The sequence below is a fragment of the Inquilinus sp. CA228 genome, assembly GCF_052078665.1.
Classification (GTDB): Bacteria; Pseudomonadota; Alphaproteobacteria; order DSM-16000; family Inquilinaceae; genus Inquilinus.
On the sequence record NZ_JBQJIK010000012.1, the window covers coordinates 82,625 to 109,015 of the forward strand.

The window sequence follows — 26,391 nt, forward strand, 5'->3', positions numbered from 1 at the left end:
CCCGTCGATGCGCTCTCACCGCACACCCCGCCTGGTCGTATTGGCCCTGATGCTCGGTCTCGCCGGCGGCCCGCCCGCCCTGGCCCAGGACGCGCTGCCCGACGGCATCACCGCGGCCGCGGATCCGTCGGCGATCCCGGCCACGGCCAAGGCCCGCAAGGACACCGTCGTCGCCTCGATCAGCGCGCCGCAGGGCGTGTTCAACCCCTACTTCTTCACCAATGGCTGGGACGAGAACGTCACCAACGTGATCTTCGGCCGGCTGGTCAACTACGACAGCCAGGGCGAGCTGATCCCGGAGCAGGCTGAATCCTGGACTGTCAGCCCGGACAACCTCGTCTACACCATCAAGCTGCGGCCCGGCCTGACCTTCAGCGACGGCTCGGCCCTGACCGCCGAGGACGTGGCCTTCACCCTGACCGTGCTGCACGACCCGACGCTGGAGAGCGAGACCGACATCACGCCCGCCGCGATCGCCGGCGGGGCGGAGTACAAGGCCGGCAAGGCCGACAGCATCGCCGGCATCAAGGTGATCGACCCGCAGACCATCCAGGTCACCACCACCCGGCCCGGCGCCAAGACGCTGGTCCTGCTCGGCGGCCCGGTGCTGTCGAAGGCGCATTACGGCAAGGGCTTCGCCCGCGGCCAACTCGACGGCATCCGCGCCCTCGGCGGCGACCCGCTCGGCGCCGGCCCCTATGTCTTCGACAGGTTCATCCCCGGCCAGGAGGTGCGGTTCCACGCCAGCCCGGCCTATTTCAAGGGCAAGCCGGCGGTGGAGCATTTCATCTACCGGATCACCTCGGACGCCACCAAGCTGCAGCTGTTCCAGACCGGCGAGACCGACTATGACGGCTTCACGGTCAGCCAGGACAATGTCGACGCGCTGCAGAGCCTGGGCTTCGCCGCGATCAACCTGTACGGCTCCAGCGACTACAGCATGATCGAGTTCAACCCGAAGGATCCGCTGCTGCAGGACCCGCGGGTGCGGCATGCTTTGACCTACGGCCTCGACCGCCAGACCCTGGTGACGGTGGTCTATCAGGGCTACGGCCAGGTCGCGACCCAGCCGGTGGCGCCGATCTCCTGGGCCTATGACGCCGACGCCGTCGACCCCTACGCCTACGATCCGGCCAAGGCCGCGGCGCTGCTCGACGAGGCCGGCTGGAAGGCCGGTGCGGACGGCATCCGGGTCAAGGACGGCCAGCGCCTGTCGCTGCGCCTGCTGGCCACCAAGTCGCTGTTCAACGACGCGCTGATCCCGATCGCCCAGGAGAACTGGAAGGCGATCGGCGTCGACCTGGTGCCCGAGGTGTCGGACTTCAACGCCCTGCTGGCCAAGCGCAAATCCGGCGACTACAACCTCGCCACCTTCCGCACCTCGACCATCAACGACCCGCATGACGGGGTCGAGGACTTCCTGTCGACCGGCGATGTCGGCCGGCTCGGCTACCGCAACGACGAGGTCGAGCGGCTGATCCTCGAGGGCAACGCCACGCTGGATCCGGAGCAGCGCAAGCCGATCTACCACCAGCTGTACAAGGCGCTGGCCGAGGACCCGCCGGTGATCTTCCTGGCCTACCGCAAGATCCTGTCCGCCACCGATGCCCGGGTCGAAGGCTTCAACCCGGACATCTACAACGGCATCGTCGCCAGCCTGCCGAACCTGAAGATCGTGCAGTGAGCTTCCGCGGCGTCCGTTCCCCCTCCCGACACCGGGAGGGGGCATGAGGACCTTCATCATCCGCCGCCTGCTGCTGGCGGTGCCGATGCTGCTGGGGGCGTCGGCGCTGATCTTCTTCATCTTCGCCCTGACCCCGGGCGACTTCATCGACGGCAACATCAACCTGACGCCGGAGCGGGCGGCGGAGCTGAAGTCGCTGTACGGGCTCGACCGGCCGGTGGTCGACCGCTACCTCGACTGGCTGGGCCGGCTGGTGACCGGCGATCTCGGCTATTCAATGCAGTACCAGATCCCGGTCGGCACCCTGCTGAACCAGTATGTCTGGAATTCCTTCCTACTGGCCGGCACCGCGATGCTGCTGTATTGGACCCTGTCGCTGCTGGCCGGGGTCACGGCGGCGATGAAGCCGTATTCCTGGTACGACCGGCTGGTGACGCTGGCGGTGTTCGCCGCCATGTCCTTCCCGGTCTTCTTCCTGTGCCTGCTGCTGATCAAATGGTTCGCGGTCGACCTGCGCTGGCTGCCGGTCGGCGGCATGATCAGCACCGGCAGCGAGGCGACCGGCTGGCCGCTGGTGGTCGAGATCGCCGGCCACATGGTGCTGCCGGTGCTGGTGCTGACCGCGCTGCAGGCCGGCAGCCTGACCCGCTACATCCGCGCCAGCATGCTGGAATCGCTGGCGATGGACTTCGTCCGCACCGCCCGGGCCAAGGGGCTGAAGGAGCGCAAAGTGGTGCTGAAGCACGCGCTGCGCAACGCGCTGCTGCCGATCATCACCCTGCTGGGCTTCGAGCTGCCGGGCCTGTTCTCCGGCGCCATCGTCACCGAGAAGATCTTCAACTGGCCGGGCGCCGGGCACATCCAGATCGACACGCTGGCGGCGCGCGACTATCCGGTGCTGATGGGCTTCACCATGGCGCTGGCGGCGCTGACCATCCTCGGCAACCTGATCGCCGACATCGCCTATGCCGCGGCCGACCCGCGCATCCGGCTGCGGCGGCGCTAGGCCATGGCGTTCGCGTCGCTGAATCCGTTCCGCCGCCGCCGGGCGCGCGAGGCCGAGCTGGTGGAGCTTGCCGGCCGCCTCGCCGTCACCCGCTCGCCGCTCGGCGACGCGCTGTGGCGGCTCCGGCGCAACCGCATCGCCATGGTCGCGGCCGCGGTGCTGCTGCTGATCGTCCTGGTCTGCGTCGTCGGGCCATGGATCAGCCCCTGGGACCTGAACGCGACCGACGCGCTCAGCCCCAACCGTCCGCCCAGCCTGCGGCATTGGCTCGGCACCGATTTCCTCGGCCGCGACATCCTGGCCCGGCTGATGGCGGCGGGCCGGATCTCGCTGACCGTGGGTCTCGCTTCGGTGCTGCTGTCAGTGGTGGTCGGCTACATCGCCGGCGCCGTGGCGGGATATCTCGGTGGCCTGGCCGACGCCGTGATCATGCGCGCGGCCGACATCGTCATGACGATCCCGACCCTGCCGCTCTTGATCATCCTCGGCGCCGTGCTGTCCGAGCTGAGGGTGCCGCCGGACCAGCGGATCTACCTGGTCGTCCTCATGCTCAGCCTGCCGAACTGGATCCGCGTCGCCCGGCTGGTGCGGTCGCAGATCCTGTCGCTGCGCGAGCGCGACTTCATGGTGGCGACCGAGGTGCTGGGCCTGCCGCTGTACCGCCGGCTGTTCCACCACCTGCTGCCGAACACCGTGCCGATCCTGATCGTGGTCGGCACCGTCGGCGTCGCCGACGCGATCCTGAACGAGGCCTATCTCAGCTATCTCGGCCTCGGCGTGGTGCCGCCGACCCCGTCCTGGGGCAACATGATGGACACCGCCAACAGCTTCGTCGACTTCCAGCGCCGGCCCTGGCTGTGGGTGCCGCCGGGCGTGGCGATCTTCCTGACCGTGGTCGCCATCAACATCCTCGGCGACGGGCTGCGCGACGCGCTCGACCCCAAGATGAAGCGCTAGCGCCATGCTGGTCGAGTTCCAGGACCTGTCGGTCCAGTTCCGCACCGAGGAGGGCGTCGCCCGGGCGGTGACCGAGGTCAGCTTCGGCATCGCCGAGGGCGAGACCGTCGGTGTGGTCGGCGAATCCGGCTGCGGCAAGAGCGTCACCGCGCTGTCGCTGATGGGCCTGCTGCCGCGCCCGGCCGGCAAGGTCGCCGGCGGCCGCATCCTGTATCGCGGCCGCGACCTGCTGGGGCTGCGGCCGGAGGAGATGCGCGGCCTGCGCGGCAACGAGATCGCCATGATCTTCCAGGAGCCGATGAGCGCGCTGAACCCGGTGCTGACCATCGGCGAGCAGATCGTCGAGCCGCTGGTCGAGCATCGCGGCCTGGCGCCGAAGGCGGCCTGGGACGAGGCGATCGCGCTCTTGGACCGGGTCGGCATCGCCCGGGCGGACAAGATCGTCGAGGGCTATCCGCACCAGCTGTCGGGCGGCATGCTGCAGCGGGTGATGATCGCGATCGCGCTCAGCTGCGGCCCTCGCCTCTTGATCGCCGATGAGCCGACCACCGCGCTCGACGTCACCATCCAGGCCCAGATCCTGGAGCTGCTGGGCCGGCTGAAGCGCGAGCAGGGCACGGCGCTGATGCTGATCACCCACGATCTCGGCATGGTGGCGGAGCTCGCCGACCGGGTGGTGGTGATGTATGCCGGCCGGGTGGTCGAGACCGGGCCGGTGCGCGACATCCTGCTGCGGCCGAAGCACCCCTACACCCGCGGGCTCCTGGCGTCGCGCCCGGTGCCGGGCCAGCGCCGCCGCCGGCTCGACTCGATCCCGGGCCAGGTGCCCAGCCCGGCGCATCTGCCCCCCTGGTGCGCCTTCGCCGATCGCTGCTTCGCCGCGGCCGACATCTGCCGCACCGGCATCCCGGCGCTGGAGCCGGCCGGGGTGCCGCACCGCGCCGCCTGCTTCCTGGCGCAGCAGGGGGCGATATGACGGACACGCCGCTGCTCGAGGTCGAGGGCCTCAAGACCCATTTCCCGATCCGCGACGGGGTGTTCGGCCAGGTCACCGGCCATGTCCGTGCCGTCGACGGGGTGACCTTCCGCATCCGCCGCGGCACCAGCTTCGGCCTGGTCGGCGAATCCGGCAGCGGCAAGTCCACGCTCGGCCGCACCGTGCTGGGGCTGTACCAGCCGACGGCCGGCACCGTGCGGTTCGAGGGCTGCGACATCAACGCGATCGGCCGCCGCGGCCGGCGGGCGCTGCGGCCGAAGATGCAGCTGGTGTTCCAGGACCCCTACGGCTCGCTCAACCCGCGGGTGCGGGTCGGCGACGCGATCGGCGAGGCGCTGCTGGCGCATGGCCTGGTCCGCCGGGCCGAGCTGCGCGACACGGTGCTGGAGGTGATGCGGATCTGCGGCCTGGCGCCGTACCAGTATGCCCGCTACCCGCATGAATTCTCCGGCGGCCAGCGCCAGCGCATCGGCATCGCCCGGGCCCTGGCGCTGAAGCCGGAGCTGATCGTGGCGGATGAGCCGGTCTCGGCCCTCGACGTCTCGATCCAGGCGCAGATCATCAACCTGTTCTCCGACCTCAAGGAGCAGCGGGGCGTCACCTTCCTGTTCATCTCGCACGACCTGGCGGTGGTCGAGCATCTCTGCGACGAGATCGCGGTGATGTATCTCGGCGTGATCGTCGAGACGGCCAGCCGCGACGCGCTGTTCGACCGGCCGCTGCACCCCTACACCCAGGCGCTGCTGTCGGCGATCCCCGCGATCGACCCGGATGCGCCGCGCGATCGTGCGGTGCTGAAGGGCGAATTGCCCAGCCCGGCCAACCCGCCGGCCGGCTGCCGCTTCCACACCCGCTGCCCGCTGGCGACCGACCGCTGCCGGGCCGAGGTGCCGGAGATGCGCACGCTCGGCGAGGGCCACCGGGTCGCCTGCCACCTGGCCTAGCGGAAAATCTCCGGGGCCTGTCGAATCCGGACGGCGCCGGACGATTAGGGGCATTCGAGGCGCAAGCAGAAGGACTTCCGTCATGCGCTATGCCTGCCTGATCTATTACGATCCGCAGACCCTGTTCGGCGGCAGCCCCGAGGCCCAGGCGGCGCTCGAGGGCTGCGCCACCCATGACGAGACGCTGAAGGCCAGCGGCCATTTCGTCGCCGGCGAGGCGCTGGAGCTGCCCGACGGCGCCCGCACCGTGAAGGTGCGCGAGGGCAAGACCTCGGCGGTCGACGGCCCGTTCATGGAGACCAAGGAGATCCTGGGCGGCTTCGTCGTGATCGAGGCGCGCGACATCGACGAGGCGGCGCAGGTCGCCGCCACGCACCCCCTGGCCCGGGTCGGCTTCGTCGAGGTGCGGCCGCTGGTCGATTTCAGCACGCCGCCGCCGGATTTCAGCCAACCGTCCTAGCGCCGGCCGCCGGCGGCTCCGGGACGCCTTCCTGCTGTGTCAGGTCGCGGACCAGCGACATCGTCAGCAGCAGGTGGTCGGACAGCAGCCGGCACCCGGCCTCGGCATCGCCGGCGAGCACCGCCGCCATGATCCGATGGTGCTCGCCGTCGAGGTCGCGCCGGTGCTCCGCCATCGGCACCGACAGCCGGCGATAGCGTTCGGATTGCACATAGAGCATTGCCCGCAGCCGCAGCAGCCAGGGGCTGTCGCAGGCGGCGACCAACGCCAGGTGATAGTCGGCATGGGCGGCCGCCCAATCCTCGCTCACCCGGCGCTCGTCCCCCTCCACCCGCTCAGGCGTGCGCGACAGGCGATGATAGGCCGCCACCAGCCCCGTCTCCCAGTCGATCCCGCGCACCGCCATCGCCCGGCGCAGGCACAGCGTCTCGATTTCGACCCGGGTGCGGGTCAGATCGTCGAGATCGGCGGCGGAGACCGGGGCGACCTGGAACCGCTTCTGCGCCTCGGAGATCACGAAGCCCTCGGCCGACAGCCGCGACAGCGCCTCGCGCACCGCGCTGAGGCTGACCCCGAGCTGGGCGCAGAGGTCGTTGATCTTCAGCCGCTGCCCCGGCCGCAGGCGGCACGCCAGGATGTCCGCGCGCAGCCGCACATAGGCGGCCTCGGTCAGGCTTCGGGCTTCCTGCAATCCTGTCAGCATCGATACCTCCGTCTCGCTTATAGCAAATATCCATCATTCCACAAAAAATCTATTTTTCTTGACATGATCGATCTCCGGCCTAGGCTTGGCCGCATCGACCCAGCCGAGGATGGAGTCCGCAATGCGCCTGTCGACCCTGGCCATGGACGGCCGCCGCCTCGTCGCCGTGCGAAGCGGAGACGAGTTGATCGACCTGTCGCTGGCGGCCCCGCGCCTGCCAGACGACCTCGCGGCGATCATCGCCGGCGGCGGCGAGGCTCGCGAGGCGGTCGAAGCGGTGCTGCGGTCGCCGCCGCGGCAGGCCGTGCTGCCCTCCGGACGGGCACAGTGGCTGCCGGTGCTACCGCATCCGGGCAAGATCCTGTGCGTCGGCCTGAACTATCGCGACCATTCGGCCGAGAGCGGCTTCCAGCAGCCCGCCTATCCGGCGCTGTTCGCCCGCTTCGCCTCCAGCCTGGTCGGCCACGGGGCGGCAATCCTGCGGCCGCGCCAGTCGGAGCAGCTCGACTACGAGGGCGAGATCGCGGCGGTGATCGGCCGCGGCGGGCGGCACATCAGCCGGGCGGCCGCACTCGACCACGTCGCCGGCTATGCCCTGTTCAACGACGCCTCGATCCGCGACTACCAGACCAAATCGCCGCAATGGACCGTCGGCAAGAATTTCGACGGCACCGGAGCCTTCGGCCCCGAATTCGTGACCGCCGACGAGCTGCCGCCGGGCGCCGCCGGCCTGCGGCTGCGCACCCGGCTGAACGGCACGGTGGTGCAGGACGCCTCGACCGACGACATGGTGTTCGGCGTGGCGGAGCTGGTCGCGATCCTGTCCGAGGCGATGACCCTGGAACCGGGGGATGTCATCGTCACCGGCACACCGGCCGGCGTCGGCCTGGCCCGCAAGCCGCCCTTGTGGATGCGCCCCGGCGATGTCGTCGAGGTCGAGGCCGACGGCATCGGGCTGCTGCGCAACCCGGTCGCGGAGGATGGCGCACGGCTGGCGGCCGATGCCGCCTGAGGCGGGCCGGATACAAGAACAATCCGTGGGAGCTGGAAACGCCATGACGCATCTGATCCGGCAAATGGGCCATGTGGCCTTCACCACCCCCGATCCTGAGGGATCGGCGCGGGACTTGGCCGAGATCGTCGGCCTCAAGGTCACCGACCGCCGGGACGGCACCGTCTATCTCTCCGCCAACCAGCGCCACCACGAGGTCTCGTTCCGGCCCGGCCCGCGCGCGGAGGTGCTGGCGATCGGGCTGGAGGCGATGGACGCGGCCGCGGTCGACGAGGTGCAGCGGCGGCTGCGGTCGGAGGGGATCGAGATCCTGGACGACCGGCCGCTGGGGCCGGGCATGGAGCGGGCGGTGCGCTTCGTCGCCCCGTTCGGCGCGGTGTTCGAGGTGCACACCCCGGTCGCCCGCGACCAGGCCCGACGCCATGTCGGCCCCGGCTCGCGGCCGAAGCGGATCGAGCATGTCAACCTGAAGGCGCCGGACACGCTGCTGGTGCGCGACTTTCTGACCCGGCTGCTGGGCATGCAGCTGTCCGACCGCACGGCGGGCGACGAGTTCCTGTGGTTCCGCGGCTGGGACGGCTATCACCACACCGTCGCCGTGTTCCGCGGCGAGCCGCAGTTGCACCATTACGCCTTCGACCTGCACGCGCTGGAGGACCTCGCCGGCATCGCCGACACGCTGGTGCTGAAGGACCGCGCCCTGCTGTGGGGGCCCGGCCGGCACGGCGCCGGCGGCAATGTCTTTACCTATTACGTCGATCCCGATGGCTGCGTGGTCGAGAACTCGACCGGCATGGACCGCATCGACAGCGACCTGCTGTACGAGGCCCGGACCTGGGAGATCTCGGCCACGCTGGCCGACCGTTGGATCAACCAGTGGGGATCGCCGCCGCCGGCCGGCTTCACCGATCCCGGGCTGCCCTTCGCCGCCGTGCGCTGAGCCACGGCCGACCCCGCCGGCCCGGGAAGCGGCGCGCAGACGGCCGCCCCGGGGATCACCGGCCCGACAGATGGCCCGACAGATGGGAGGACATCGCGAATGGCCCGTCCCGACAACGCGATCCATGACGTCATCCAGATCGGCTACGGCCCGGTCAGCGCGGCCCTGGCGATCATGCTCGGCCGCCTCGGCTTCACCGTCGCCGTCTTGGAGCGCTGGAAGAGCCGATACCCCCTGCCCCGCGCCGTCTGCATCGACCACGAGCTGTACCGCGTGCTGTGCGCCATCGGGCTGCGCGACGCGTTGCCGGCGATAACCCATTCGGCACCGGTCTATCGCTGGTTCAACGCCGAATGGCGCGAGCTGCTGGCGATCGACTGGTCGGCGGAATCGGTCTCCGGCGGCCCGGAGGTGCATTTCGTACACCAGCCGACGCTGGAGGAGCTGTTCGACCAGGCCGTGCGCGCCCAGCCCGGCGTGGCCGTCCATCTCGGCAGCGAGGCGGTGGCGATCCGGGAGGAGGCGGATCACGTCGCCGTGACCGTCCGGGACGGCGATGGCGGCAACCGTATCGTCCGCGGCCGCTTCCTGGTCGGCGTCGACGGCGCCAACAGCCTGGTGCGCCACCACATCGGCTCCGGCCAGGAGGATCGCGGCTTCGAGGCGGACTGGCTGGTGATCGACATCCTGCCACACCAAGGCGTGGCGCTGGACATCCCGGCCGCGGCCCAGCTCTGCGATCCCGTCCGGCCGACGACGATCGTGCCGGCGGGGATCCGCAACGGCCGGTACTTCCGGCGCTGGGAGTTCATGCGCCTGCCGCATGAGACCCGCGAGGAACTGGAAGACGAGGCGATGGCCTGGCGGTTGCTGCGGCCCTGGGTGACGCCGGACCAGGCCGCCATCGTCCGGCACAAGGTCTACACCTTCCGATCGCTGCTGGCCGACCGCTGGCGCCGGGGGCGGATCCTGATCGCGGGCGACGCGGCCCATGTTATGCCGCCCTTCATGGGGCAGGGCATGTGCGCGGGGCTGCGCGACGCCTGGAACCTCGCCTGGAAGCTGGACCTGGTGCGGCGCGGCCAGGCGGACGACCGGCTGCTGGACACCTACCAGCCCGAGCGCCGGCCGCATGCCAGCGACATCATCGACATCTCGATGTATCTTGGGAAGATCATCTGCATCCCCGACCCGGAGGAGGCGGCGCGGCGCGACCGTGCGTTCCTCGACGGCTTGGCCCCGCCGCCCCCGCCCTTCCCGCAGCTGACCGACGGGCTGCTCGACCGCTGGCCGGACGGCCGGATCCGCGGCCCCGCCGGCCTGCTCGGCCCGCACGGCACGATCCGGCTCGGCGGGCGCGACGGCCGCTTCGACGACCTGGCCGGCCTCGGCTTCCGCATCGTCGTTGCCGAGGCCGACGCCGGGACTGTGCTGCAGGACGGGCATCGCGAGATCCTCGACGGGCTCGACGCCCGTGTCCTGCGCATCGAGCGGCCGGGGACGCCGGCCCCGGGGGCGGCTGTCGACCTGGACGGCAAGATCCTGCCCTTCATGGCCCGGCACGGCTTGGCCGCCATGGCGGTGCGGCCGGATTTCTACCTCTATGGCGGGGCCGGCTCGCTCGCCGAGCTGCCCGGTCTGGTCGATCGCCTCGCCGCCGGTCTCGCCTTGTCTGGATGCCGCCCGGCGTCCGTCCCGCCCCTCTTCTGCGCCGCCGGCTGACCGCCGGCGCAGCCCAGCCGGAGACCGACATGCTGCGATCCCCGATCCTTGGCCGCAGGGCGGTGCTGGGCGGCCTGCTGCTGGCCGGCAGGGCCGGACCCGCCCCGGGACAGCCGATGGCCGCGGCTCTGCCGCCGCGCATCGACGTGCACGCGCACTACCTGCCCGGCTTCTACCGCGAGGCCGCCATCGCCGCGGGCCACGAGCACCCGGACGGCATGCCCGGCCTGCCGAAATGGGATGCCGGCATGGCCGTGGCGATGATGGATCAGATCAACATCCGCACGGCGATGCTGTCGATCTCCTCGCCCGGCGTGCATTTCGGCGACGACGCCGCGGCGCGGACGCTGGCGCGCCGGGTCAACGAGGAGGCGGCGCGGGCGGCCGCCGACCATCCCGGGCGCTTCGGCCTGTTCGCCTCGCTGCCGCTGCCGGATGTCGACGGGGCGTTGGCGGAGGCGGCCTACGCCTTCGACACGCTGAAGGCGGACGGCGTCGTGATCGAGACCAACCATCACGGGGTCTATCCGGGCGACGGACGGTTCGACCCGCTGTTCGCCGAGCTCGACCGCCGCCGGGCCGTGGTGTTCATGCACCCGACTTCGCCGCACTGCCCGTGCTGCCAGACGGCGGGCCCGGCCTGGCCCCGGCCGATGCTGGAATTCATGTTCGAGACCACGCGCGCCGTCACCAACCTGATCCTGACCGGCACGCTCGACCGCTTTCCCGGCATCCGGCTGATCGTGCCGCATGCCGGTGCAGCCGTGCCGGTGCTGGCGGACCGCGTCGTCGGCCTGGCCCCGGCGCTGCAGCTGCCGAACCCGGTCGAGCCCGATCATGTCTTCGCCGTGCTGCGCGGCCTCTACTACGACCTGGCCGGCTTCCCGCTGCCGCGGCTCCTACCCGCGCTGCTGCAGATCGCCGATCCCGGCCGCATCCTCTACGGCAGCGACTGGCCGTTCACGCCGCTGCCGATCGTCGCCCGGCTGGCGCAGGCACAGGACACGACGACGCTGCTTGACGACGCCACGCGCCGGCGCGTCCTGCACGGCAATGCGCTGACCCTGTTCCCGCGCTTCGCCTAGCCGCGTCCGGCCGCCTCGCGCCGCGCCCGGCTGGCTTCGGCGGCGATGTCGAGGAAGGCGCGGACGATGGCCAGGCGCTGGCGTTCGCGCAGGCACACCACATACTCGTCCATCTCCACCCGGCAGCCGCCGATCGGGCGGCTGGCCAGGCGGGGATCCGGCGTCATCTCGCCGGCCGACATGAAGCCGATGCCCAGGCCGGCGGCGATCGCCTCGCGCGACGCCTCCCGCCCCTCCACCTCCATCCAGGGCGCCAGCGGCAGGTCGATCGCGGCGAAGGCGCGCTCCACCGTCTCCCGCGTCATCGACCCGGCCTCGCGCATCACCAGACGCTCGCGCGCGATCAGATGCGCCGGCACGCTGCGCATCCGGGCCAGCGGGTGGGCGCGCGGCAGCAACACATGCACCGGGTCGTGCCACAGCGGCACCGCATGCAGCTGCGGGTCGCCCGGCACCCGCGCCAGCACCGCCACGTCGAGCCGGATGTCGATCAGCGCGGCCAGCACCCGCTGGGCGTTGCCGACCGTCATCCGCACCCGCGCGCCGTCGTGCCGGGCGGTGAAGGCGGCGATCAGCGGCATGGCGTGGAACGGCCCGTCCGCGCCCAGGCGCAGCGTGCCGGTCGGCACCCGGCTGGTGCCCTGCAGCAGCTCCGCCGCCTCCTGCTGCGCGGCGAAGGCGCGGTTGGTGTAGATCAGCAGCTCGGCGCCCAGCAGGGTCAGCTCGATCGTCCGGCCGGAGCGGCGGAACAGCTGCACGCCGTAACGCTGCTCCAGTGCCTTGACCTCGATCGACAGCGTCGATTGCGACACGCCGATCGACCGCGCCGCCTTGGTGAAGCTGCCCTCGGTCGCCACCGCGTGGAAGGCGCGCAGCTGGACGTTGAGTGTTGAGCCCATCAATACATCGCATGGAGAATATGAATTGGATCAATAATAGCTGTTCTGGCTCAATCCGGCCATCCGATCCCGCCGACGCGGATCCACCAGCCGGAGGGCCATCATGAGCTTCACCTATCGCCGCCGCTATGCCGGCCCGGTCCGGGCCGCGATCTTCGACTGGGCCGGCACCACCGTCGATTTCGGCTGCCAGGCGCCGATCACCTCGCTGGTCGACGCCTTCGCCAAGGTCGGGGTCGAGGTGCCGCTGGCCACCGCCCGGTTGCCGATGGGCACTGCGAAATGGGACCACATCCGGGCCCTGCTCGACATGCCGCAGATCGCGGCCGCCTGGCAGCGGGCGCATGGCCGGGCGCCGATCAAGGCCGATGTCGACGACCTGTACGACCGCTTCCTGCCGCTGCAGGTGGCGGCGGTGGAGCGCCACGCGGTGCTGATCCCGGGCACGGTCGAGACCATGGCGGCGCTCAAGGCCCGCGGCATCCGCATCGGCACCACCACCGGCTTCCCGCGGCCGGTGATGGAGGTGGTGATCCCGGCCGCCGCCCGGCAGGGCTATGCGCCGGAGGTGATCGTCTGCGCCGGCGAGACCCCGTCCGGCCGCCCCGGCCCGGCGATGGCGCTGAAGGCGCTGATCGAGCTCGACCTCCATCCGGTCCAGGCCGCGGTCAAGATCGGCGACACGGTGGTCGACGTGGCCGAGGGGCTGAACGCCGGCATGTGGACCATCGCGCTGGCCGTCACCGGCAACGAGGTCGGGCTGACGGCCCCGGAATGGGCGGCGCTGCCGGCGGACCGGCAGGCCGGGCTGCGCCGCGCCGCCGCCGACCGGCTGTGGGCCGCCGGGGCGCATGAGGTGGTCGACGGCATCGCCGAGGTGCCGGCCGCGATCGATCGGATCGAGGCCCGCATCGCCGCCGGCGAGACGCCCTGACATCAAACCTTCGTCAAATCGCAACGATGTCGGCGGATCGTCTTCGGGCGACCCATTGCGCCGTCATCACCGACCGGCCTTGGCCGGTTCTCACAGAGGGGTTTCACGAGATGAAGCGCACCGTGCTGCTGGCCGGCGTCGCCGGCCTGCTGGCGCTGGCGGCCCCCGCCGTCGCCGCCGACAAGATCACCGTCTACACCGCGCTCGAGGCCGACCAGCTCAAGGCCTATGAGGCGGCGTTCGAGGCCGCCAACCCGGATGTCGAGATCCAGTGGGTGCGGGATTCGACCGGCATCATCACCGCCAAGCTGCTGGCCGAGAAGGACAACCCGCAGGCCGACGTGGTCTGGGGCCTGGCCGCCACCTCGCTGATGCTGCTCGACACCCAGGGCATGCTGCAGGGCTACGCCCCGGCCGGGCTCGACCAGGTGACGCCGGCCTTCCGCGACCCGCGCCCGGCGCCGACCTGGGTCGGCATGGACATCTGGGCCTCCGCCCTGTGCTTCAACACCGCCGAGGCCGAGGCCAAGGGCCTGCCCGCGCCGAAGAGCTGGGAGGACCTGACCAACCCGGCCTACAAGGGCCAGATCGTGATGCCGAACCCGGCCTCCTCCGGCACCGGCTACCTGATGGTCTCGGCCTGGCTGCAGTTGATGGGCGAGGAGAAGGGCTGGGCCTATATGGACAAGCTGCACGAGAACATCGGCAGCTACGTCCATTCCGGCTCCAAGCCGTGCCGCCAGGCCGGCGCCGGCGAATACGCCATCGGCCTGTCCTTCGAGTACCGCGCCAACAAGACCAAGGCGGACGGCGCCCCGATCGACATCGTGTTCCCGTCCGAAGGCCTCGGCTGGGACATGGAGGCGGTGTCGGTGGTCAAGGGCACCAAGCACGCCGCGGCGGCGCAGAAGCTGGTCGACTGGGCGATCTCCGGCCCGGCCAACGACCTCTACGCCGGCAGCTACGCCATCACCGCCGTGCCCGGCCATGCCAAGCCGCTGGAGAACGTGCCCGCCGATCTGCAGCAGCGGCTGATCAAGAACGACTTCGCCTGGGCCGCCGCCAACCGCGACCGGATCCTGGCCGAGTGGAGCCGCCGCTACGACGGCAAGTCCGAACCGAAGAGCTGAGCTGACGGCGGCCGGTCCTGCGACCGGCCGCCTCCCGCAACGGAGGGCCCGATGACCGACCCGTATCTGACCGTTCGCGACGTCACCAAGCGCTTCGGCGGCTTCACCGCGCTGGACGGCGTCAGCCTCGACATCCAGCCCGGCGAGTTCGTCTGCTTCCTCGGGCCCTCCGGCTGCGGCAAGACCACGCTGCTGCGCGCCATCTCCGGCCTCGACGTCCAGACCGCCGGCGAGATCCGCCAGGGCGGGCGCGACATCTCGCGGCTGCCGATCGGCCAGCGCGACTTCGGCATCGTGTTCCAGTCCTACGCCCTGTTCCCCAACCTCTCGATCCGGGCCAACGTCGCCTACGGCCTGGAGAACCGCGGCAAGCCGCGGGCCCAGATCGACGCCCGGGTGGCGGAGATGCTCGACCTCGTCGGCCTGGCCGACCAGGCGCGCAAGCACCCGTCGCAGCTGTCCGGCGGCCAGCAGCAGCGCGTCGCCATCGCCCGCGCCCTGGCGCCGGCCCCAGGCCTGCTGCTGCTGGACGAGCCGCTGTCGGCGCTCGACGCCCGGGTGCGGGCCCGGCTGCGCGGCGAGATCCGCGACCTGCAGCGCCGGCTCGGCATCACCACCATCATGGTGACGCACGACCAGGAGGAGGCGCTGACCATGTCCGACCGGATCGTGGTGATGAACCGCGGCCGGATCGAGCAGATCGGCACCCCGACCGCGATCTACGACCGGCCGGCGACGCCCTTCGTCGCCGATTTCGTCGGCAAGATGAACGCCTTCGCCGGCCACGTCTCGACCGCGGAGGAGGTCGATATCGGCGCCACCCGGCTGCGCTGCGCGCCCACCGCGATCGCCGCCGGCCAGCCCGTCACCGTCTGCATCCGGCCGGAGGAGGTGGCGATCCGCGATCTCGGCGGCGTCGGCGCCAATGTGCTGGAGGCGGAGGTGGCGGCGCTCGACTTCGTCGGCACCCATTTCGCCGCCCGGCTGGCGGTGCCCGGCACCAGCTTCGACCTGACCGTCGACCTGCCTGTGGGCGAGGCCCGGGCCATGGACATCGTGATCGGCCACCGCCTGCGCGTCGGCCTGCCGCCGGACCGGCTGCGGGTCTACGCCCGGGCGGCCTGAGGGGAGGCGACCCATGACCGCGACCACGATCGCCACCCCCGCCGCGCCGCGGGGCCGGGCGGCGCCGCTGCGCCAGCTGCTGGACCGCGACGACCGGATGATGCGGTTCGGCATCGTCGCCCTCGGCGCCTGGCTGGCGCTGACCGTGCTGCTGCCGCTGGCTGTGCTGCTGGTCAAGAGCGTGCAGGCCCGGGACGGCACCTTCGTCGGCCTCGACAATTTCGCCCGCTACTTCGCCACGCCCAACCTGGTCGCCTCGATCGGCAACAGCCTGGTGATCGCGGTGATCAGCACCGTGATCTGCCTGGCCCTCGCCTTCCTGTTCGCCTATGGGCTGACCCGCACCTGCATGCCGCTGCGTGGAGTGTTCCGCACCATCTCGCAGATCCCGCTGCTGGCGCCGTCGCTGCTGCCGGCGATCAGCCTGGTCTACCTGTTCGGCAACCAGGGGCTGCTCAAGGGCTGGATGTTCGGCCATTCGATCTACGGCCCGATCGGCATCGTCATGGGGTCGGTGTTCTGGACCTTCCCGCACGCCCTGATCATCCTGGTCACCGCCCTGTCGCTGTCCGACGCCCGGCTATACGAGGCGGCCTCGAGCCTGCGCGCCAGCCCCGGGCGCACCTTCTGGACCGTGACCCTGCCGGGCGCCCGCTACGGGCTGATCAGCGCCGGCTTCGTCATCTTTACCCTGGTGGTCACCGATTTCGGCGTGCCCAAGGTGGTGGGCGGCCAGTTCAACGTGCTGGCGACCGACATCTACAAGCAGGTGGTCGGGCAGCAGAACTTCCAGATGGGCGCCGTGGTCGGCCTGGTGCTGCTGCTGCCGGCGGTGCTGGCCTTCGTCGTCGACCGGGTCGTGCAGCGCCGCCAGACGGCGCTGCTGACCGCCCGCGCCGTGCCGCTGGAGCCGAAGCCGAACCGCGCCGTCGACCTCACCTTCCTGGCGATCTGCGGCGTCATCGCCATCGCCATCATCGGCGTGATCGGCGTCGCCTTCTTCGCCTCGATCGCCAAGTTCTGGCCCTACAACCTGACGCCGTCCTGGAAGAACTATGACTTCGACATGATGGATGGCGGCGGCTGGGCCAGCTACGGCAACTCGCTGCGCATGGCGGCGCTGACCGCCGTCTTCGGCACCACCATCGTCTTCACCGGCGCCTGGCTGCTGGAGAAGAGCCGCGGCTTCGGCAAGGTCCGCGGCACGGTGCAGATGCTGGCGCTGCTGCCGCTCGCCGTGCCCGGCCTGGTGCTCGGCCTCGGCTACATCTTCTTCTTCAACAATCCGGCCAACCCGCTGGGCTTCATCTACGGCACCATGACCATCCTGGTGGTCTGCACCGTGTCGCACTTCTATTCGGTGGCCCATCTGACCGCGACCACCGCGCTGAAGCAGATGGACCCGGAGTTCGAGACGGTCTCGGCCTCGCTGAAGGTTCCGGCCTGGCGCACCTTCATGCGCGTCGGCATCCCGGTGTGCCTGCCGGCGATCCTGGACGTCGCGCTCTACCTTTTCGTCAACGCCATGACCACGGTGTCGGCCGCCGTCTTCCTCTACGCCCCGGACACCACGCTCGCCGCCATCGCCGTGCTCAACATGGACGATGCCGGCGACGTCGCCCCGGCCGCCGCGATGGCCATGGTGCTGTTCGCCACCTCGGCCGTGATCCGGCTGCTGTACCTGGCTGCCACCCGCGGCCTGCTCGCCCGCACCCAATCCTGGCGCCGCCGCTGAAAGGAGCCATCTTGACCCAAGACAGATACGACCTCGCCGTCGTCGGCGCCGGCATCGTCGGCCTCGCCCATGCCCTGGCCGCGGCGCGGCAGGGCCGGCGGGTGGTGGTGATCGACCGCGAGGCGCGCGCCATCGGCGCCTCGATCCGCAATTTCGGCTTCGTCACCGTCAGCGGCCAGTCGGCCGGCCCGACCTGGCGCCGGGCGATGCGCAGCCGCGAAATCTGGGCCGAGGTGGCGCCGCAGGCCGGCATCCCGGTGCTGCACCGCGGCACTGCCCTCCTGGCCCGGACCGAGGAGGGGCAGGGCGTGCTCGAGGCCTTCGCCCGCACCGGGATGGGCGAGGGCTGCGATCTGCTGCCGGCCGCCGCCATGGCGGCGCGGCTGCCGATGGCGCGGGCCGAGGGGCTGCGCGCCGGGCTGTGGAGCCCGCATGAGCTGCGGATCGAGCCGCGCGAGGCGATCCCGCGCCTGGCCGCCTGGCTGGAATCGGCGCATGGCGTCGTCTTCCGCCGCGGCGTCCAGGTCCGCGCGGTGCAGGCGCCGCGGGTCGAGACCAGCGAGGGCTCGATCCTGGCCGATCGCATCGTGGTCTGCCCCGGCCCGGACTTGCGGTCGCTGTTCCCCGAGATCATGGCCCGCCGCCGCACCACCCTGTGCAAGCTGCAGATGCTGCGCGTCGCCGCCCCCGGCTGGCGCCTGCCGGCGGCGGTGATGGGCGACCTCAGCCTCGGCCGCTACCACGGCTTCGCCGACCTGCCGGAAGCGACAGCGCTGAAGGCCCGGCTGGCGGCCGAGGTGCCGGAGACGCTGGCCAACGGCATCCACCTGATCGTGGTGCAGTCGGCCGACGGCTCGCTGGTGGTCGGGGACTCCCATCATTATGACGATTCACCGGACCCCTTCGCACCGCAGGCGGTGGAAGGGCTGATCCTGCGCCACTTGGCCGAGCTGCTGGACGTGCCGCAGCCGGTGGTGACCGAGCGCTGGGTCGGCATCTATCCCTCCGGCCCGGCCGAGGCCTTCGCCGAGGCGCCGGACGAGGCGACCCGGGTGGTCCAGGTCACCAGCGGCACCGGCATGAGCACCGGCTTCGCCATCGCCGAGGAGGTGGTGGCCGGGCTGCTCGGCGTGGCGGCCCCGCGCCACGCCGCCTGACCCGGCCTCCTCGGTCAGTCCGGGGCCCGATCAGAGCGTGAAGTCGCCGGCCACCAGGCCGATGGACCCTGTGAGCTGGATGTGGAAGTCCGAGGTGCCGTCGCCATTGATGTCGCCGGCGACGGTGGTGACGGTGCCGTTGGAGACGTAGCGCAGCTGCCCGGCGACCCCGGTGTAGAGCGCGGTGCCGATGAAGCTGAACGCCTGGTTGCCGGCGAGGACGGTGCTGGCGTCGATCGCCGACAGGTCGATGCGGTCGCCCTGGGCGTGGGTGAAATCGGTGATCCGATCGGCATTGGCCCCGACCGCGCTCTGCGCCGCGCCGGCATAGACGAAGCGGTCCGCCCCGGCCCCTCCGGTCAGCGTGTCCTTGCCGTCGGCGCCGGTGAGCGCGTCGTTGCCGTTCCAGCCCTGCAATGTATTGGCGCCGCTGTTCCCGGCCAGGCTGTCGTTGCCCTGGCTGCCGGAGAGGTTCTCGATCCCGGCCAGCGAATCGTCCTGGGCCTCGCCGCCACTGCCGTTGCCGGTGGCCAGGCTGACCGAGACGCCGGCCGAGCCGGTGTAGTAGCTGGCGGTGTCGATGCCGGCACCGCCGTCGAGCGTGTCGGCCCCGGCGCCGCCACGGAGCACGTCGTCGCCGCCGACGCCGCGCAGGTTGTTGCCGCCCGCATCCCCGACCAGGGTGTCGTTGCCCTGGCTGCCGTCAACATTCTCGACCTCGATATAGGTGTCGCCCTGGGCCGCGCCGCCGGACCCGAGGCCGGTGGCGAGATTGGCCACGATGCCGACGCTGCTCTCGGTGTAGGTCGCCGTGTCGCCCAGCGCGGTCCCGTTTGCCCTGCCGGCGAGTTCGTCGGCGCCTTGTCCACCGCGCAGCACGTCGTCACCGCCGTTTCCGTTCAGGACATCGTTGCCGTCGAGGCCGGTGAGCGTGCTGGCGCCGTCGTTGCCGAAGATCAGGTTGTTGGCCGCATTGCCGGTGCCGCTGAGGCTGAGCGAGCCGTACAGGGTCAGCTCCTCGACATTGTCGGCCAGCGTGAAGCTGGTGAGGGCGATCACCCGGTCATAGCCCTCGCCGGCACGCTCGATCACGATGTCGCCGGCGGCATCGACCATCATGATGTCGTCGCCGGTGCCGCCGATCATGATGTCGTCGCCGTCGAGACCGTTCAGCTGGTCGCTGCCGCTGCCGCCGTCGACGATGTCGTTGCCGGCTCCGGCATCGACCAGGTCGGCGCCGTCGAAGCCGCGCAGCACGTCGCCTCCGGCGCCGCCGATGAGGATGTCGTCGATCGCGGAGCCCAGCAGCGATTGCGGCGTGGTGTCATAGGCGGCGGTGAACACGTTCCAGGTGGCCGCGATCCCCTCTGCGCTGAAGTCATTGGTCGCCTGGAAGTCGATGACATAGGCGTTCACGCCCAGCCCGGAGTCCAGTCCGAGGCCGGACAGGGCCGTGGTGTTCTCCGTCCCGAATCCGTTGTTGCCGCCGATGACGGGGCCGCCGGCTATGGAATAGGCGATCGCCCAGGTGGTGTTGCCGAAATATTCGGAGGTTTCCGGGTCGATATACGGTTCGACGTAATAGTCGATCAGGACGTTGAAGGTGCCGCTCGATCGGTCGATCTCGACATTGAGACTCCAATAGCCGGCCATGGATGTTTCCCCCTTGGAGCCTGTGTTGAGGATCCGGCCGCAGGCTTTCCGGCCGCGCAGGGTCCCGCCGGTTGCCGAACGGGACGGGCAAGGCGCCTCTCCGCGGCGCCGCTCGCAGTTCCAATCGTCGCCCTGAAACAGGAAAATATGGGCGAAGGCGCGTCTTGAATGGCCGACAGTATGCCAGAAGTCGCAGAACCGCGGGATCACCCGATTGGGTCAGCCGGCCGGGCGCATCCGGCCGCGGCGCCAGACCCGCGGCGACGGGGCCGCAATAGGTGGCGATGGTATGCGCCGGCAGTGCCGGCATGGGCTCGTGCTTCGGGGTTCCGGCGGTCCGTCTGGGCGAGGCCGCATAGCCCGATCTTCCGGCGCGACGGAATTTCGCCACAAACTCACGTGTTGATCTGGGGAGCATGAACGACGAGGGAGAGCGTCGTGGCATATGGCAGTGGTCTGTTCCGGACGGGGCTGGTCGCGATCGCCATGGCAGCCTCCGCTCCGCTGGTGGCGTCGTGCCAGACGGGGCCCGGCTACTATGGTGGCGGCTACTACGGCGACAGCTATTCCAGCTGGTACGATGACGACGATCGCTACCGGGGCTACGACCGGTATCGCGATCGCGATGACAACCGGTATCGCTACCGTGACCGCGACCGGTATCGCCACCGTGACCGGGACGATGACGACGACAATGACCGGCGCCGCAACCGGCGGCGCGTCGATGGCGACGCCGAGCAGCGGGCTCGCCGGCTGTTCGGGCTTGACGGGCAGAACCGGGACCGGGACGGCGACCGCAACCGCAACCGCAACAATTCGGAAAATGTCCGCCGCCTGTTCGGAGGAGGTGGGAACGACGGCGACAACGACCGCGGCAACCGCGGCGGGAACGACCGCAAGAACGACGCGCGGAGCATCTTCTTCCCGCAGAAGTAGGGAAGCCGGACGGCAAGCGTGCTTCCGCCGGCAGCCGAGTTATGTCCTGCCGTCCTGCCAGTGCCGAACCGGTGCAGGGGCGGGCAACGGTTTCGACGGAACCCGCGCCCTGGGCCGTGCGTCTTCCAGATGGATCACGGAGGCAGAAGGATGCCCCTCATGAAATCGTTGCTCAGGGCCGCTCTGGTTGCGGCCGCATTGACGGCCATGGCGCCGCTGACCGCGCCGGCGGCTCACGCCGAAGGCGCCTCGGAACATAACCAGCCGCGCCTGTCGCCCTATGCCTATCGGCACCAGCGGGATCACGACCGCGACTGGCGGCGGGATCACGACCGGCACCGGGATCGGTACAGCCAGCGCCGGCATCGCGACGACGACCGCCGCGACGGCCATCGGCGCCACCGCAGCGACGCGGAGGAGCGGTTCTGGCAGCTGGTCCGCTGAGTCCGAATGGATTTGGGGGGCTGGCGCACTCGACAGGATTCGAACCTGTGACCTCCGCCTCCGGAGGGCGGCGCTCTATCCAGCTGAGCTACGAGTGCAGGCCATGGACTCGGGTCCGAGGACCCGAAGCGGCGCGGACCATACTGCAAAGCGGCGGCGATGCAAAGCCCGGATTCGGGGTGCGTCCCACTGGCATTTGACAGACCCGATCCCGGCCGGAATGCTGAGGACTTCCGATCGAACGGGAGGCGCCGGTGCTGCATCGCGGTTTCGCCCTGGCCCTGGCGCTGTGCGCGGCCCCCGCCGCGGCGCAGGACTTCGACGTCGATGTCGAGCTGGTCTTCGCCACCGACGGCTCCGGCTCGATCGACGACGAGGAGCTGCGGCTGCAGCGCGAGGGCTACGCCAAGGCCCTGGCCGACCCGCGGGTGCAGCAGGCGATCCGCGGCGGCATCACCGGCCGGATCGCGGTCGCCTTCGTCGAATGGGGCGGGGCGGAGTCGCAGCATGTCATCGTCGACTGGACCGTGATCGACGGACCGGGCAGCGCTGCCGCCTTCGGTGCGGCGCTGGCCGTGGCGCCGCGGCGCGCGGTCGGCTGGAACTCGATCAGCAACGCCATCGACCTGTCGCAGCGCATGATCGAGGGCAACGCCCATCAGGGGTTCCGCCGCGTGATCGACGTGTCGGCCGATGCCGGCCAGCGCGGCGGGCGGCCGCTGCCCGAGGTGCGGGCCGAGGCGCTGGCCGCCGGCATCACCATCAACGGCCTCGCCGTGCTGTCGCGCAGCGGCCGGCCGGGCTGGGCCGGCGGCTCGCTGGAGGATTTCTTCCGCGACCAGGTGATCGGCGGCCCCGGCGCCTTCGTCATCACCGCCGACGCCGATGCCCGCTTCACCGACGCGGTGGTGCGCAAGCTGATCCTCGAGATCGCCGAGCGGCCGGCGGAGACGGCGCCGATGCCGCCCGGCTGACGAGGGTCCAGGCCCCTGCTACGGTGCCGGCTCGAATCGGTTCCTGGAGCAGATCAGATGAAAGCCCGCATCACCTGGGTCGAAGGCCGCACCTTCGTCGGCGAATCCGGCAGCGGCCATGCCGTGGTCATGGACGGCGCGCCGGAAAGCGGCGGGCGCAACCTCGGCGTCCGGCCGATGGAGATGCTGCTGCTCGGCCTCGGCGGCTGCACCGCCTTCGACGTGGTGATGATCCTGGAGAAGGCGCGCGAGCCGGTGGCCGATTGCCGGGTCGAGGTCGAGGCCGAGCGCGCCGAGACCGACCCGAAGGTCTTCACCAAGATCCATATGCGCTACATCGTCTCCGGCCGCGGCCTCGACCGCGCCAAGGTCGAGCGCGCCGTGGCGCTGTCGAAGGAGAAGTACTGCTCGGCCTCGATCATGCTCGGCAAGGTCGCCGAGATCACCACGGAGATCGAGGTGACGGAGGCGGCCTGAGGCCGGTCAGGCGGCGGCCTTGAGCGCGGCCAGTTCCGCCACGATCGCCGCGACATCCTCCGGCCCGGCGCCGCCGGCCTGGAGGCAGGCATCGAGCCGCGCTTCCAGCGCCGCCGCTGCCTGCGACAGGGCGGCGAAGCCCATGGTGCCGCCGGTGCCGTGCAGCCGGTGCGCGACGAAGCGCAGCCCTTTCAGCGCCTCGCCGTCGCCGGCCCGCAGCGCCACCAGCAGGGCGTCGGCCTCGGCCAGCTTCCGCGGCAGCTCGGTCGCGAACTTTGCCCGCAGCCGGTCGAGATGGGCCTGCAGCGCGTCCTGGCTCACGATCCCATGCCCCGACCGCCGCGCCGGGCCCAGATGGCGCGGATCTCGTCGGACAGGGTCATCGGGTCGAACGGCTTGGAGATGACGTCGATGGCGCCGAGGGCGCGGTAGCGTGCCACCTCCTGCGGCTGCACCTTGGCGGTCATGAATACCGCCGGCGTCGCCGCGGTGCCCGGCAGCGCCCGCAGCGCCGCCAGCGTCTCCGGCCCGTCCATGCCCGGCATCATCACGTCAAGCAGCAGCAGCTGCGGCGCGAAGCCGGGCGCCTGGGCCAGCGCCTCCTCGCCCGAGGCGCAGGCGGCCAGGACGAAGCCGCCCACCGCCTCCAGCGCGAAGCTGGCGACCGAGCGGATGTCGGCATCGTCCTCGACATAGAGGATGCGGGTCAGCACCTCATCGGCCATAGCGGGCGCCCCCTTGCTTGTCCTGGATCAGGCCGTTGATCAGGTCGGTGATGGTCTGGTGCAGCTGCTCGTTGTCGGTGCGGCTCTTGACCAGCGAGGCGGAGACCGCACTGGCATAGGAGGCGCTGGAATCCTGGGCCGAGAAGATCAGCACCGGCTCCCGCGGCGTGCGGGCGTTGATGGTCTCCAAGAGGTCGAGGCCGGAGCCGTCGGGCAGCCCGACATCGATGATGACCAGGTCGAAGCGCCGCTGGGCCAGCTTCTCCCGGCCCTCCTGCAGCGACCGCGCCGGCACGATCTCGGCCTCGTCGCGGACGATGGCGCCGACCACCTCGATCACGTCGTCGTCGTCCTCGACATGCAGGATGCAGGCGCGGCCGGTGCGGCTGCGCAGGCCCGCCTGGCGCAGTGCCGCGCGCAGCCGCAGCTGCTCGATCGGCTTGTCCAGCCAGTCGACGATGTTGAAGGCGTCGCCGTTCAGCTCGCGCTTGCCGTCCTGGGCGGTGGCGGAGACGACGACGATCGGCAGGCCCGCCGTGGCCGGGTCGGCCCGCAGCTGCCGGATCAGCGTGATCCCGTCCATGCCCGGCAGCAGCAGGTCGACGGTCATCGCGTCGTACTGCCCGGTGCGGGCCTTCTCCAGCGCCGTCTCGGCGTCGCGGGCGAAGTCGACCCGCCAGCCATCCTGCTCGATCATCAGGCCCAGCAGGGTCGCCACATCCGCATCATCCTCGCAGATCAGCACCTGGCGCCCGGCGTCGCCGGGCATGGCGACCGACTCCGGCGCCTCGGCCAGCAGCGGCAGGGTGAACCAGAAGCGGGTGCCGCCACCCTCGGCCGGCTCGAAGCCGATGCGGCCGCCATGGCGCTCGACGATGGCCTTGGCGATCGACAGGCCCAGGCCGGTGCCGCCCTTGCGCCGCACGTCGCTGGCATCGGCCTGGGCGAAGCGCTGGAAGATCCGGCTGCGGAACTCCTCCGGAATGCCGGCGCCGCGGTCGCGCACGCCGATCCGGGCCTGGCGGCCGCCCAGCCCGGCCAACAGCTCGACTGCCACCTCAATTGTGCTGCCGGCCGGCGAGAACTTGGCGGCGTTGGACAGCAGGTTGGTCAGCACCTGGATCAGGCGGTCGGCGTCGCCCTGCACCGGCAGCGGCAGGTCGGGCCGTGTCGTGATGCGGTACTCGACCTCGTGCTGCGCCGCATAGGCCTGGTTGGCCTCGACCGCCTGCTCGACCAGCACCCCGGCCTCCAGCCGGTCGTGCCTGAACTCCATGCGGCCGGACTCGATCTTCTCGATGTCGAGGATGTCGTTGACCAGCCCGACCAGCCGCTCGCTGTTCTTGTGCGCGATCTCCAGCAGCGACTTCGCCTTGTCCGGAAGCCCTCCCGCAGCCCCGGCCACGATCAGCCCCAGCGAGCCGCGGATCGAGGTCAGCGGCGTGCGCAGCTCGTGGCTCACCGTCGACACGAACTCGTTCTTCAGCTGGTCCAGCCGGTGCCGCTCGGTCATGTCGCGCAGGATGCAGACCGACACCGTGCGGCCGTCGCGCTCGAACACGCCGGTCGAGATCTCGGCCGGGAAGCTGCTGCCGTCGCGCCGCGTCACCGTGACCTCGCCGATCGGGTGGGCACCGCCGGCCAGGGCCGGCACCAGCGCCGAGATGTCGGTGCCGGCCAGGCTGCCACCGGCCACTCCGAAGGCCTCGCCGCAGGCGCGGTTGGCCAGCTCGACCACACCGTCCTGGCCGACCACCAGGATCGGGTCGCGGGCGCTGTCCAGCACGGCCTGCAGCTGGGCCTGGTTCTCGGCCAGCGCCCGGGCGGCGGCGTCGCTCTCCAGCTTGGCCCGCTCCAGCTCGCGGTAGCGCTGCAGGTCGGTGCGCACCTGGCGCGACATCGCCCAGGCCGCCAGCAGCCCGCACAGGGCTGCCAGCGCGGCGACGCCGGCCAGCAGCCAGATGATCCGCCGCAGCGTCGCGTCGGTGGCGGCCTGGCGCTGCGCCAGCAGCAACTTCTCGACCGCCACCGCCTCGTCGATCTTGGCGCGGAAGGCCGGCCCCTGGTCGGCGGTCTCCCGGACGAGGGCGCGGGCGCCGTCGAGATCGCCGCGCCGGACCGCGGCAAGGATCCGGTCGTTGGTGACCAGGATCTGCTCGGAGATCGCGGCGGCATCGTCGAAGCGCCGGACCTGCTCCGGGTTGTCGGCGGCCAGCTTGCGCAGGTCCAGGAGCCCGTCGGTGGCCAGCCGGGCGCTGTCCTCGGCCAGCGCCGCATCCCGCGGGTTGCCGGTGATGACGAAGCCGCGGCCGGAACTCTGCGTCCGCGACAGGTTCAGCCGGGCCTCATAGATGGTGGCGATCACCAGATTGGTGTGGTCGACCCAGGCCTGGGTGCGGGTGTTGTCGGCCAGGAACTGCTTGCCGAGCCATCCGGCTGCGCCGAAGAACAGCAGGAAGCCCAGGATCGCGAGCAGGACGATCGAGCGAACCGAGCCCAGAAATTTCTCCATTCCCCACGCGTCTCCCGATCGTCCCCCGGGGCCATCGGCCTCCTGATCAGGTGATAGTCGAAACCGGCGGCGGTGTCGCCGTCGGGCGGACGGTATGAATAATTTACTTAAAATTCTATCTATTTCGAAGGCGGGCACGGATCGGCCTGATCCTGCTAGGCTGCCGTCCCGGCAGACGAG

Annotated in this window: 25 protein-coding genes and 1 tRNA gene; 19 read left to right on the forward strand and 7 right to left on the reverse strand. The window is 70.7% G+C overall.

The annotated features are described in order from the left end of the window. Nucleotides 1-7: 7 nt before the first annotated feature. The 6 genes from ACTOWL_RS08045 to ACTOWL_RS08070 all read left to right on the forward strand — a co-directional run bounded on the left by ACTOWL_RS08045 (nt 8) and on the right by ACTOWL_RS08070 (nt 6,048). Nucleotides 8-1,684 carry an ABC transporter substrate-binding protein gene (locus tag ACTOWL_RS08045; RefSeq protein WP_441320685.1) on the forward strand — a complete coding sequence of 559 codons (1,677 nt, stop codon included), beginning with the start codon at nt 8-10 and terminating at the stop codon, nt 1,682-1,684. A 43-nt stretch (nt 1,685-1,727) separates the two neighbouring features. Then, complete coding sequence (locus ACTOWL_RS08050) at nt 1,728-2,690, forward strand: ABC transporter permease (RefSeq protein WP_441320686.1); 963 nt, start codon at nt 1,728-1,730, stop codon at nt 2,688-2,690. Between the two features lie 3 nt (nt 2,691-2,693). Then, nucleotides 2,694-3,647 (forward strand): ABC transporter permease, encoded by a 954-nt coding sequence (locus tag ACTOWL_RS08055; RefSeq protein ID WP_441320687.1) that lies wholly within the window; start codon nt 2,694-2,696, stop codon nt 3,645-3,647. A 4-nt stretch (nt 3,648-3,651) separates the two neighbouring features. Beyond that, nucleotides 3,652-4,623: an ABC transporter ATP-binding protein gene (locus ACTOWL_RS08060; protein WP_441320688.1), complete on the forward strand. Its 972-nt coding sequence runs from the start codon at nt 3,652-3,654 to the stop codon at nt 4,621-4,623. After that, complete coding sequence (locus ACTOWL_RS08065; RefSeq protein WP_441320689.1) at nt 4,620-5,588, forward strand: ABC transporter ATP-binding protein; 969 nt, start codon at nt 4,620-4,622, stop codon at nt 5,586-5,588. Before ACTOWL_RS08060 ends, ACTOWL_RS08065 begins: the two co-directional genes overlap by 4 nt. 82 nt (nt 5,589-5,670) lie before the next feature. After that, the gene (locus tag ACTOWL_RS08070) at nt 5,671-6,048 is read left to right on the forward strand and encodes a YciI family protein (protein WP_441320690.1); all 378 of its coding nucleotides are present in this window, start codon (nt 5,671-5,673) and stop codon (nt 6,046-6,048) included. On the opposite strand, the gene ACTOWL_RS08075 is transcribed toward ACTOWL_RS08070, so the two are convergent. Next, entirely contained in the window at nt 6,032-6,751 is a 720-nt protein-coding gene (locus ACTOWL_RS08075; RefSeq protein WP_441320691.1) for a GntR family transcriptional regulator, read from the reverse strand. The genes ACTOWL_RS08070 and ACTOWL_RS08075 overlap by 17 nt on opposite strands. Before the next feature lie 121 nt (nt 6,752-6,872). Here ACTOWL_RS08075 and ACTOWL_RS08080 point away from each other — a divergent pair, with 121 nt between their 5' ends. The 4 genes from ACTOWL_RS08080 to ACTOWL_RS08095 all read left to right on the forward strand — a co-directional run bounded on the left by ACTOWL_RS08080 (nt 6,873) and on the right by ACTOWL_RS08095 (nt 11,510). After that, nucleotides 6,873-7,763, forward strand: coding sequence for a fumarylacetoacetate hydrolase family protein (locus ACTOWL_RS08080; protein ID WP_441320692.1), 891 nt, complete (start codon nt 6,873-6,875; stop codon nt 7,761-7,763). Nucleotides 7,764-7,806: 43 nt separating this feature from the next. Then, the gene (locus ACTOWL_RS08085) at nt 7,807-8,703 is read left to right on the forward strand and encodes a VOC family protein (RefSeq protein ID WP_441320693.1); all 897 of its coding nucleotides are present in this window, start codon (nt 7,807-7,809) and stop codon (nt 8,701-8,703) included. 99 nt (nt 8,704-8,802) lie between these two features. After that, complete coding sequence (gene mhpA / locus ACTOWL_RS08090) at nt 8,803-10,425, forward strand: bifunctional 3-(3-hydroxy-phenyl)propionate/3-hydroxycinnamic acid hydroxylase MhpA (RefSeq protein ID WP_441320694.1); 1,623 nt, start codon at nt 8,803-8,805, stop codon at nt 10,423-10,425. Nucleotides 10,426-10,454: 29 nt separating this feature from the next. Further along, on the forward strand, nt 10,455-11,510 hold the full coding sequence (locus ACTOWL_RS08095; RefSeq protein WP_441320695.1) for an amidohydrolase family protein: 1,056 nt from the start codon (nt 10,455-10,457) through the stop codon (nt 11,508-11,510). Here the strand turns inward: ACTOWL_RS08095 and ACTOWL_RS08100 are convergent. Further along, complete coding sequence (locus ACTOWL_RS08100) at nt 11,507-12,409, reverse strand: LysR substrate-binding domain-containing protein (RefSeq protein ID WP_441320696.1); 903 nt, start codon at nt 12,407-12,409, stop codon at nt 11,507-11,509. The genes ACTOWL_RS08095 and ACTOWL_RS08100 overlap by 4 nt on opposite strands. 103 nt (nt 12,410-12,512) lie before the next feature. Between ACTOWL_RS08100 and phnX the strand changes: the two genes are divergently transcribed. The 5 genes from phnX to ACTOWL_RS08125 all read left to right on the forward strand — a co-directional run bounded on the left by phnX (nt 12,513) and on the right by ACTOWL_RS08125 (nt 18,490). Then, nucleotides 12,513-13,343 (forward strand): phosphonoacetaldehyde hydrolase, encoded by an 831-nt coding sequence (gene phnX / locus ACTOWL_RS08105; RefSeq protein WP_441320697.1) that lies wholly within the window; start codon nt 12,513-12,515, stop codon nt 13,341-13,343. A 110-nt stretch (nt 13,344-13,453) separates the two neighbouring features. Beyond that, nucleotides 13,454-14,473: a putative 2-aminoethylphosphonate ABC transporter substrate-binding protein gene (locus ACTOWL_RS08110; protein WP_441320698.1), complete on the forward strand. Its 1,020-nt coding sequence runs from the start codon at nt 13,454-13,456 to the stop codon at nt 14,471-14,473. Between the two features lie 51 nt (nt 14,474-14,524). Beyond that, on the forward strand, nt 14,525-15,598 hold the full coding sequence (locus ACTOWL_RS08115; RefSeq protein ID WP_441320699.1) for a putative 2-aminoethylphosphonate ABC transporter ATP-binding protein: 1,074 nt from the start codon (nt 14,525-14,527) through the stop codon (nt 15,596-15,598). Nucleotides 15,599-15,611: 13 nt separating this feature from the next. Then, nucleotides 15,612-17,333 carry a putative 2-aminoethylphosphonate ABC transporter permease subunit gene (locus tag ACTOWL_RS08120; RefSeq protein WP_441320700.1) on the forward strand — a complete coding sequence of 574 codons (1,722 nt, stop codon included), beginning with the start codon at nt 15,612-15,614 and terminating at the stop codon, nt 17,331-17,333. Between the two features lie 11 nt (nt 17,334-17,344). Next, nucleotides 17,345-18,490 (forward strand): TIGR03364 family FAD-dependent oxidoreductase, encoded by a 1,146-nt coding sequence (locus tag ACTOWL_RS08125; protein ID WP_441320701.1) that lies wholly within the window; start codon nt 17,345-17,347, stop codon nt 18,488-18,490. A gap of 30 nt (nt 18,491-18,520) precedes the next feature. On the opposite strand, the gene ACTOWL_RS08130 is transcribed toward ACTOWL_RS08125, so the two are convergent. After that, entirely contained in the window at nt 18,521-20,143 is a 1,623-nt protein-coding gene (locus tag ACTOWL_RS08130; protein ID WP_441320702.1) for a calcium-binding protein, read from the reverse strand. A gap of 438 nt (nt 20,144-20,581) precedes the next feature. Between ACTOWL_RS08130 and ACTOWL_RS08135 the strand changes: the two genes are divergently transcribed. Both ACTOWL_RS08135 and ACTOWL_RS08140 read left to right on the forward strand, forming a co-directional pair. Continuing rightward, on the forward strand, nt 20,582-21,079 hold the full coding sequence (locus ACTOWL_RS08135; protein ID WP_441320703.1) for a hypothetical protein: 498 nt from the start codon (nt 20,582-20,584) through the stop codon (nt 21,077-21,079). 159 nt (nt 21,080-21,238) lie between these two features. Further along, on the forward strand, nt 21,239-21,523 hold the full coding sequence (locus ACTOWL_RS08140; RefSeq protein ID WP_441320704.1) for a hypothetical protein: 285 nt from the start codon (nt 21,239-21,241) through the stop codon (nt 21,521-21,523). A gap of 21 nt (nt 21,524-21,544) precedes the next feature. Here ACTOWL_RS08140 and ACTOWL_RS08145 read toward each other — a convergent pair. Continuing rightward, nucleotides 21,545-21,621 (reverse strand) — tRNA-Arg (locus tag ACTOWL_RS08145). Nucleotides 21,622-21,777: 156 nt separating this feature from the next. Between ACTOWL_RS08145 and ACTOWL_RS08150 the strand changes: the two genes are divergently transcribed. Both ACTOWL_RS08150 and ACTOWL_RS08155 read left to right on the forward strand, forming a co-directional pair. Next, the gene (locus ACTOWL_RS08150) at nt 21,778-22,497 is read left to right on the forward strand and encodes a DUF1194 domain-containing protein (protein ID WP_441320705.1); all 720 of its coding nucleotides are present in this window, start codon (nt 21,778-21,780) and stop codon (nt 22,495-22,497) included. Nucleotides 22,498-22,554: 57 nt separating this feature from the next. Continuing rightward, nucleotides 22,555-22,974: an OsmC family protein gene (locus tag ACTOWL_RS08155; protein ID WP_441320706.1), complete on the forward strand. Its 420-nt coding sequence runs from the start codon at nt 22,555-22,557 to the stop codon at nt 22,972-22,974. Nucleotides 22,975-22,980: 6 nt separating this feature from the next. On the opposite strand, the gene ACTOWL_RS08160 is transcribed toward ACTOWL_RS08155, so the two are convergent. Genes ACTOWL_RS08160 through ACTOWL_RS08170 form a run of 3 tightly spaced genes read right to left on the reverse strand, consistent with a single transcriptional unit; the run spans nt 22,981 to nt 26,211 of the window. Next, nucleotides 22,981-23,295 carry an Hpt domain-containing protein gene (locus ACTOWL_RS08160; RefSeq protein WP_441320707.1) on the reverse strand — a complete coding sequence of 105 codons (315 nt, stop codon included), beginning with the start codon at nt 23,293-23,295 and terminating at the stop codon, nt 22,981-22,983. Next, nucleotides 23,292-23,699 (reverse strand): response regulator, encoded by a 408-nt coding sequence (locus ACTOWL_RS08165; RefSeq protein WP_441320708.1) that lies wholly within the window; start codon nt 23,697-23,699, stop codon nt 23,292-23,294. Before ACTOWL_RS08165 ends, ACTOWL_RS08160 begins: the two co-directional genes overlap by 4 nt. Further along, nucleotides 23,689-26,211 (reverse strand): response regulator, encoded by a 2,523-nt coding sequence (locus tag ACTOWL_RS08170; protein ID WP_441320709.1) that lies wholly within the window; start codon nt 26,209-26,211, stop codon nt 23,689-23,691. The genes ACTOWL_RS08165 and ACTOWL_RS08170 overlap by 11 nt, the downstream gene beginning before the upstream one ends. Between the last annotated feature and the right edge of the window lie 180 nt (nt 26,212-26,391).

What these genes read in the sequence shown, in the direction of transcription:
- ACTOWL_RS08130 (WP_441320702.1), bottom strand. Translation starts at nt 20,143, where the DNA reads ATGGCCGGCTATTGGAGTCTCAATGTCGAGATCGACCGATCGAGCGGC.
- ACTOWL_RS08095 (WP_441320695.1), top strand. Translation starts at nt 10,455, where the DNA reads ATGCTGCGATCCCCGATCCTTGGCCGCAGGGCGGTGCTGGGCGGCCTG.
- ACTOWL_RS08065 (WP_441320689.1), top strand. Translation starts at nt 4,620, where the DNA reads ATGACGGACACGCCGCTGCTCGAGGTCGAGGGCCTCAAGACCCATTTC.
- mhpA (WP_441320694.1), top strand. Translation starts at nt 8,803, where the DNA reads ATGGCCCGTCCCGACAACGCGATCCATGACGTCATCCAGATCGGCTAC.
- ACTOWL_RS08100 (WP_441320696.1), bottom strand. Translation starts at nt 12,409, where the DNA reads ATGGGCTCAACACTCAACGTCCAGCTGCGCGCCTTCCACGCGGTGGCG.
- ACTOWL_RS08050 (WP_441320686.1), top strand. Translation starts at nt 1,728, where the DNA reads ATGAGGACCTTCATCATCCGCCGCCTGCTGCTGGCGGTGCCGATGCTG.
- ACTOWL_RS08085 (WP_441320693.1), top strand. Translation starts at nt 7,807, where the DNA reads ATGACGCATCTGATCCGGCAAATGGGCCATGTGGCCTTCACCACCCCC.
- ACTOWL_RS08120 (WP_441320700.1), top strand. Translation starts at nt 15,612, where the DNA reads ATGACCGCGACCACGATCGCCACCCCCGCCGCGCCGCGGGGCCGGGCG.
- ACTOWL_RS08155 (WP_441320706.1), top strand. Translation starts at nt 22,555, where the DNA reads ATGAAAGCCCGCATCACCTGGGTCGAAGGCCGCACCTTCGTCGGCGAA.
- ACTOWL_RS08045 (WP_441320685.1), top strand. Translation starts at nt 8, where the DNA reads ATGCGCTCTCACCGCACACCCCGCCTGGTCGTATTGGCCCTGATGCTC.
- ACTOWL_RS08165 (WP_441320708.1), bottom strand. Translation starts at nt 23,699, where the DNA reads ATGGCCGATGAGGTGCTGACCCGCATCCTCTATGTCGAGGACGATGCC.
- ACTOWL_RS08140 (WP_441320704.1), top strand. Translation starts at nt 21,239, where the DNA reads ATGAAATCGTTGCTCAGGGCCGCTCTGGTTGCGGCCGCATTGACGGCC.
- ACTOWL_RS08110 (WP_441320698.1), top strand. Translation starts at nt 13,454, where the DNA reads ATGAAGCGCACCGTGCTGCTGGCCGGCGTCGCCGGCCTGCTGGCGCTG.
- phnX (WP_441320697.1), top strand. Translation starts at nt 12,513, where the DNA reads ATGAGCTTCACCTATCGCCGCCGCTATGCCGGCCCGGTCCGGGCCGCG.
- ACTOWL_RS08115 (WP_441320699.1), top strand. Translation starts at nt 14,525, where the DNA reads ATGACCGACCCGTATCTGACCGTTCGCGACGTCACCAAGCGCTTCGGC.
- ACTOWL_RS08080 (WP_441320692.1), top strand. Translation starts at nt 6,873, where the DNA reads ATGCGCCTGTCGACCCTGGCCATGGACGGCCGCCGCCTCGTCGCCGTG.
- ACTOWL_RS08055 (WP_441320687.1), top strand. Translation starts at nt 2,694, where the DNA reads ATGGCGTTCGCGTCGCTGAATCCGTTCCGCCGCCGCCGGGCGCGCGAG.
- ACTOWL_RS08170 (WP_441320709.1), bottom strand. Translation starts at nt 26,211, where the DNA reads ATGGAGAAATTTCTGGGCTCGGTTCGCTCGATCGTCCTGCTCGCGATC.
- ACTOWL_RS08060 (WP_441320688.1), top strand. Translation starts at nt 3,652, where the DNA reads ATGCTGGTCGAGTTCCAGGACCTGTCGGTCCAGTTCCGCACCGAGGAG.
- ACTOWL_RS08075 (WP_441320691.1), bottom strand. Translation starts at nt 6,751, where the DNA reads ATGCTGACAGGATTGCAGGAAGCCCGAAGCCTGACCGAGGCCGCCTAT.
- ACTOWL_RS08070 (WP_441320690.1), top strand. Translation starts at nt 5,671, where the DNA reads ATGCGCTATGCCTGCCTGATCTATTACGATCCGCAGACCCTGTTCGGC.